This window comes from Rhodococcus sp. T2V (genome assembly GCF_029269925.1).
In the GTDB taxonomy this organism is placed as follows: domain Bacteria; phylum Actinomycetota; class Actinomycetes; order Mycobacteriales; family Mycobacteriaceae; genus Rhodococcus_F; species Rhodococcus_F koreensis.
This window is the reverse complement of sequence record NZ_JARJBD010000205.1, coordinates 1-5,040: the sequence shown is the minus strand read 5'-3', so window position 1 is coordinate 5,040 and position 5,040 is coordinate 1. Positions and strand designations below refer to the sequence as shown.

The window sequence follows — 5,040 nt, the reverse complement described above, 5'->3', positions numbered from 1 at the left end:
GCAACGCGATCGACAACCCGACCTGGCCGTCCTGGACCCCAACCGCTCTCCGCACCGACAGCTAGCCTCCGCCACAACCGCATCAAGCAACCTCCGCCCCGGTGACGATCCGGCGGAACGTCCCGTCCGCGGTGGCATTACCGGGTTTCACCAGGCACCGCTGAGTGGGCGTGGATCGCCTATGCGTGAAGTGAAGTCAGGACCTCGCGGCACATGTCGGCACAGCGGCGGGTCGCGTCCGAGCACATCCGGCAATGCGCGTGGTGGTCGGCGTGCTGGCTGCACAGCTCGTGGCTGCGCTGACAGGCGAGGAGGCAGGCTTCGACCTGGGCGGTGATCAGGGTGTGGTCGGGTCCGCTGCCGCGGGTCAGGACGCGGCGGGTCACGCCGAGGAGGTCGGCGCAGTCCAGGTCCCGGCTGATCGCGGGGGCCAGCTGCAGGGCGTCCTGAGCGCCGAGCATGCCCATCGAGCAGGCCGCGACGATTTCCTCGCATTCCTGCAGCGTGTCGACGGCGCGGGCGAGGACGTCACTGCCCAGCCCGGACTTGGCGGTCATGGTGTCGAAGAGTTCTCGGGTCGAAGTCATGACCCTCTCCTCAGTGAGGTGGTGGGTGGTTTCCTCTTGACGCTAGTCCGGTTCGGGTGTCGTGCGCGCCCGGACTTCGCCGGAATGTGTGGGGCAGCAGATCGTGCCCGGATTCGATGCAGGCCTGGGCGTGGGTGGGGTGCGGTGGAATAGTGGGATCCGGAGCCGGTTCGCCCGACATCAAGCAATCCGCCGTACCACGACCCTCCTCGGGAGGCGGCGTGTTCCCCGTCCTGCACGCGCTCAGCGCCCATGGCGGCGACCCGGCCGGATTGCCGCAGCCCTCCACCGAAACGGTGGTGGCCGTGATCCTGGTGGCCGCCGCCACGGTGGCCGGTGCCTGGCTGGCCCGACGCGGCTCCGAGCGGTCGGCGCTGCTGCTGGCCTCGGCGTCGGGGATCCTGTTGATCATCGCGGCGCTCGACCTGCTGCCCGATGCGTGGGGCGAGGCGCAGGAGGCCGGGATCCCGGCGTGGGCGGTACCGGTGACCGCGCTGGTCTCGTTCGGCGTGACGGGTGCCGTGGTCCGGGTCGGCTGCCCGTGTGAGCCGGGCCGCGGCGGCGGCATCGGCGCGGCCTGCGGGCTCGCTGTGCACCGTTTCCTGGAGGGCGCGACCTTGGCCTTGACGGGCTCGGTCGTCGTGGTGGTGGCGCTGCTGGTGCACGCGGCCAGCGAGGGGGCGGCGCTCGGCGCGCTGCTGGGGGCACCGCCGCGACGGCGGGCGGCACCGTGGATCGCGTTGGCGTGCCTGAGTCCGATCGCGGGTGCCTTCGTGGCCAGCGCCGTGCCGATTCCGGACGGGCTGATGCCGGTGCTGCTCGCGCTCGTCGCCGGCATCCTCGCGCAGGGGGCGTGGGTGGCGCTCAGGCTGGCCCATCAGCAGCGGCCCAGCGGCCAGCGCTTCCTGGGGGTGCCGGCGACCGCGGCGATGACCCTCGCCGCGGCCCTCACCGCGGTCGTCGTCCTCATCGGCACCGTCGCCCGCTGACAGGCGGCCGCCGTCCCAGCCGGCGGGGCGGCGGCACCACCGCAGCGCGGATCGGCCGGTCCCCGTGCCGCGGCCGGCGCACAACCTGGACCCCATCGGGCGCTCGTGTTGGTGCTCGTCGGGCAAGCCCGACCGGTTCGGCCGGGACCGGGTCGAGGCGACCGGATCGGATGCAGCAGATATCTGCTGCATCCGCATGCCTTCCGCATCGGTCAACCGACGCGCTCACACGGTTCCGCCAGCCAGCCCCTGAGTGGTCACACACCTCAGCCGACTACGACCGAGTCACCCTGAACGGAGACGCTCCGTGGGGCGAGCGGAACGGACGCCGGACCGTTGTGCACGGACCCGTCGAGATTGAACTTGCTGCCATGGCACGGGCAATTGATGGTGCCGCCCGAGACGTCGGATACGGTGCACCCCAAGTGCGTGCATGTCGACGAGAACCCGCGGAAGTCGCCGCCGCTGGGCTGTGTGACGACAACATCGCCGAGCACCACGCCGCCACCGACGGGAACATTGCCGGTCGGCACGGTTGCACTCGCGGCCTTCACAGCTGGGCCGCCGCTGCGTCCGGACGCAGACGACGCGCGAGTTCTGCTGAACAGAGCGGTACCGGCGGCCAAGGCGGCTGCAACACCCATACCGGCGATAACCGTCCGACGCGGAAACGTCATCTGGTTGATCCGCAGGCTCTGCTCCTGGTTGAGTTCGTCGGACTGCATGGCGGTATCTCCCTGTCTGGGCTGAGGTCACGCGGGATCGCTCACTGCGGCGCTCTCAATGGTTCTAACGCAGGACACGGACGACTGGTTCAAACGCGCGACGCCGAGCAGGCTGTGTCCGGCGGACGGCTGCGAAACCCTTCACCGTGCGCGGTCAGTTCGCCTTGCGGGCGACATTGACGTCGCCGAAGTCGGCGACAAGATCAGCGCAACCCACCAGCAATGGAGGCGGCGCGGAGCCTCGCCGAGTACCGGCCACCGGTGGAATAATCCAACCAGGAGGATCGTCCACCCAGATGAAGCGATGCCCTTACCAAGACGTCGACCCCGGCCCAGGGCCTCAGGACCGCCCGAGTGCGCCGGGGTCGGCCCAAACGGACGAGCGCGGTCGTGCGGCAACCGACTGCGCGCGAACCAACACCGGCGAACCCACAACCGACGTGGAGGGCACTCGATTTCTTGTCACACTCCTCTGACATGCGGTAACAAATCGGAGCCCGTCACCGACAAACCAGATGACGAAGCCAACGATGACGGACCCGAACAGCGGGCGCTGGACTCGGAAGCGTGCAGGCAGATGAACGAACCGCTGAGCACGCTGCCGAAGCCATCGCACGTGACGAGGGCAGGTGAGAGGTTTGGCTAGCGGTATCAAGCGAAACGGAAATCCCGATGCCGATCTCCCAGGAGACGACGCACCGGTGGACGTCGCGGCTGTGCGCCGTGACGACGCACTGATCGAGGCGATCGCCGGCGGCGGTCCCGTCGCAACGGATTCGCCGGAACAGGACCAGCTCGCACTTCTCCTGACCAATTGGCGTGCCGACATCGTGTCGACGCCGATGCCGACCGGACCGCTGCTCGACGACGTGATCGCGGCGATCGACGCCTCGGACAACGCCCGTTCCGCACGCAGCGCCGCCCGCGGCAAGCTCCGGCTGTTGCGACCCATCGCAGGCGCTGCCGCCGCGATCGCGGTCGTCATGGGCGGCGCCACCATCTTCTCGTACAACGCCGAACCCGGCGATCCGCTGTGGAGCGTCAAGTCGGTCGTGTTCAGCCAGCAGGCCGATTCGACCGTCGCGCAGATCGACACCACGTCCCAGCTGCAGGAGGCCGAACGGCTGATCGCCACGGGCGACGCGGAGTCGGCGAAGAACCTGCTCGAGAGCGCCGCCGACCGTGCCGGCGGGGTACGCGACGCCGACATGCGCAACGAACTCGACGCGTGGCGGGCGAAGCTGGCCGCGGAGGTCGAGAAGATCGCCCCGACCACGCCGCCGGCGACGACGGTGCCGGGAACCACCACCACCGGCGCGCCGACGCAGACCGCCGAACTGCCGGCCACCCTGCCGGGAACGCCCGGTTCCACCACAGCCCCGGGAGTCGGACAGTTGCCGGGACCCCTGCCCACGGATCTGCAGATTCCCGGACTGCCGCCCACTTCACTGCCGCCGGTACCCACCTTGCCGCCGCAGCAGCTTCCGCTTCCGCCCGAGACGTTGCCATCCACCAGCCCGGAACCCCCCATCACGGTGGTCCCGCCTCCGCAGCCGCCCCTGCCTGTCCCTTCCGACATCCCGACCACGCAACCACCCCTGCCTGTGCCGCCGGACATCCCGACCACACAACCACCCACCCAACTGCCGCCGCCGGAGCCTTCCTCGGCGCCGCTCCCGCCGCAGGAGCCTTCCTCGGCGCCGCTGCCGCCGCAGGAGCCTTCCTCGGCGCCGCTCCCGCTGCCGGTCCCGACCAGCTGACTCGCTCCGCACTGACCATCCGACTTGATCTCAACCCACGGCGAACACCAAAACTACTGTGCACCAACACTTCCTGATGCATAACCTCACAGAACGGGAGCGGCCGAAGGAATCCGGTCAGGAGCTTTGCCGACGAGCCCGCTGGGGCGGCACCGGGCCTCGAGGTCGGCGGCGACAGCAGCGGGATCGAGTGCATTCGCCTGCGCACGCCGCCCGGCGGTAGCCGCGAGGAGGACCCGGCAATCGTCGTCGAGCCGGTCGCGGGAGCGTTCGATCTGATCCCACGTCCCCCCGCACATAGCTCTCCCCGTGCGGGTGGGCGATATCCGGATCGATGTGCTCCGGTGATCGCAACGAGTTCGGCGGTCACCGGAGCACCGAGCGAACTCGTTGGATTCACCATCTCCGGCGCATGTCGTGGGCGGTTGCCCTGCGCTAGCCGTGTCACCTGACCGTCGGAGGTATCCCGACGGCACCTCGGGTGTTTCGCAGCACCATTGCCGCGAGATTCAGCACGGCCGTGTTGCTGCCTATGCGGCCGGCGCCTTGGCCTGAGCGAGATGAAAGGCGTCTACGATCTCCGCCGAGATCCGGCCACGGGCCGATATATCGAGGCCCTCGCCGATCGCCCACTCGCGAATCTCCTTGGTCGTCCTCTTCGCCGGAGCCTTGCTCACCGCCGCTCTGTTCGATGGAGCCTTCCTCGTCGCTGTCTTCCTCGTGGCAGTCTTCTTCGCGGCTGCCTTCTTCTCGGCCACCTTCTTCTCGGCCACCTTCTTCTCGGCTACCTTCTTCTCGGCTACCTTCGTCACAGCCGGCTTCCCCGCGGCGACCTTCTTCGCCCGAACCGTCTTTGCCTGAACCTTCGGTACCTGAGCGTCATGGAAAGCCCGCTCGACCTCGGCCGAGATTCGGCCACGGGAAGACACATCAAGACCGGCACCGATCGCCCACTCGCGAATCTCCTTGGTCGTCTTCG

At 68.9% G+C, this 5,040-nt stretch carries 6 protein-coding genes; 2 read left to right on the top strand and 4 right to left on the bottom strand.

The window, feature by feature from the left end; genetic code table 11:
- Window positions 1-179 precede the first annotated feature (179 nt).
- Entirely contained in the window at window positions 180-587 is a 408-nt protein-coding gene (locus tag P3H15_RS52970) for a hypothetical protein (RefSeq protein WP_276144658.1), read from the bottom strand.
- 152 nt (window positions 588-739) lie between these two features.
- On the opposite strand from P3H15_RS52970, the gene P3H15_RS52965 reads away from it, so the two are divergent.
- Complete coding sequence (locus P3H15_RS52965; protein ID WP_276144657.1) at window positions 740-1,576, top strand: hypothetical protein; 837 nt, start codon at window positions 740-742, stop codon at window positions 1,574-1,576.
- A 266-nt stretch (window positions 1,577-1,842) separates the two neighbouring features.
- Here the strand turns inward: P3H15_RS52965 and P3H15_RS52960 are convergent, their stop codons facing one another.
- The gene (locus tag P3H15_RS52960) at window positions 1,843-2,301 is read right to left on the bottom strand and encodes a ubiquinol-cytochrome c reductase iron-sulfur subunit (protein WP_276144656.1); all 459 of its coding nucleotides are present in this window, start codon (window positions 2,299-2,301) and stop codon (window positions 1,843-1,845) included.
- Between the two features lie 629 nt (window positions 2,302-2,930).
- Between P3H15_RS52960 and P3H15_RS52955 the strand changes: the two genes are divergently transcribed.
- A complete protein-coding gene (locus tag P3H15_RS52955; RefSeq protein WP_276144655.1) occupies window positions 2,931-4,061 on the top strand; it encodes an anti-sigma-D factor RsdA in 1,131 nt (376 codons plus the stop codon).
- A gap of 86 nt (window positions 4,062-4,147) precedes the next feature.
- Here the strand turns inward: P3H15_RS52955 and P3H15_RS52950 are convergent, their stop codons facing one another.
- Window positions 4,148-4,360: a hypothetical protein gene (locus P3H15_RS52950; RefSeq protein WP_276144654.1), complete on the bottom strand. Its 213-nt coding sequence runs from the start codon at window positions 4,358-4,360 to the stop codon at window positions 4,148-4,150.
- Between the two features lie 231 nt (window positions 4,361-4,591).
- The coding region (locus tag P3H15_RS52945; RefSeq protein ID WP_276144653.1) for a histone-like nucleoid-structuring protein Lsr2 at window positions 4,592-5,040 on the bottom strand (449 nt) is incomplete at its 5' end.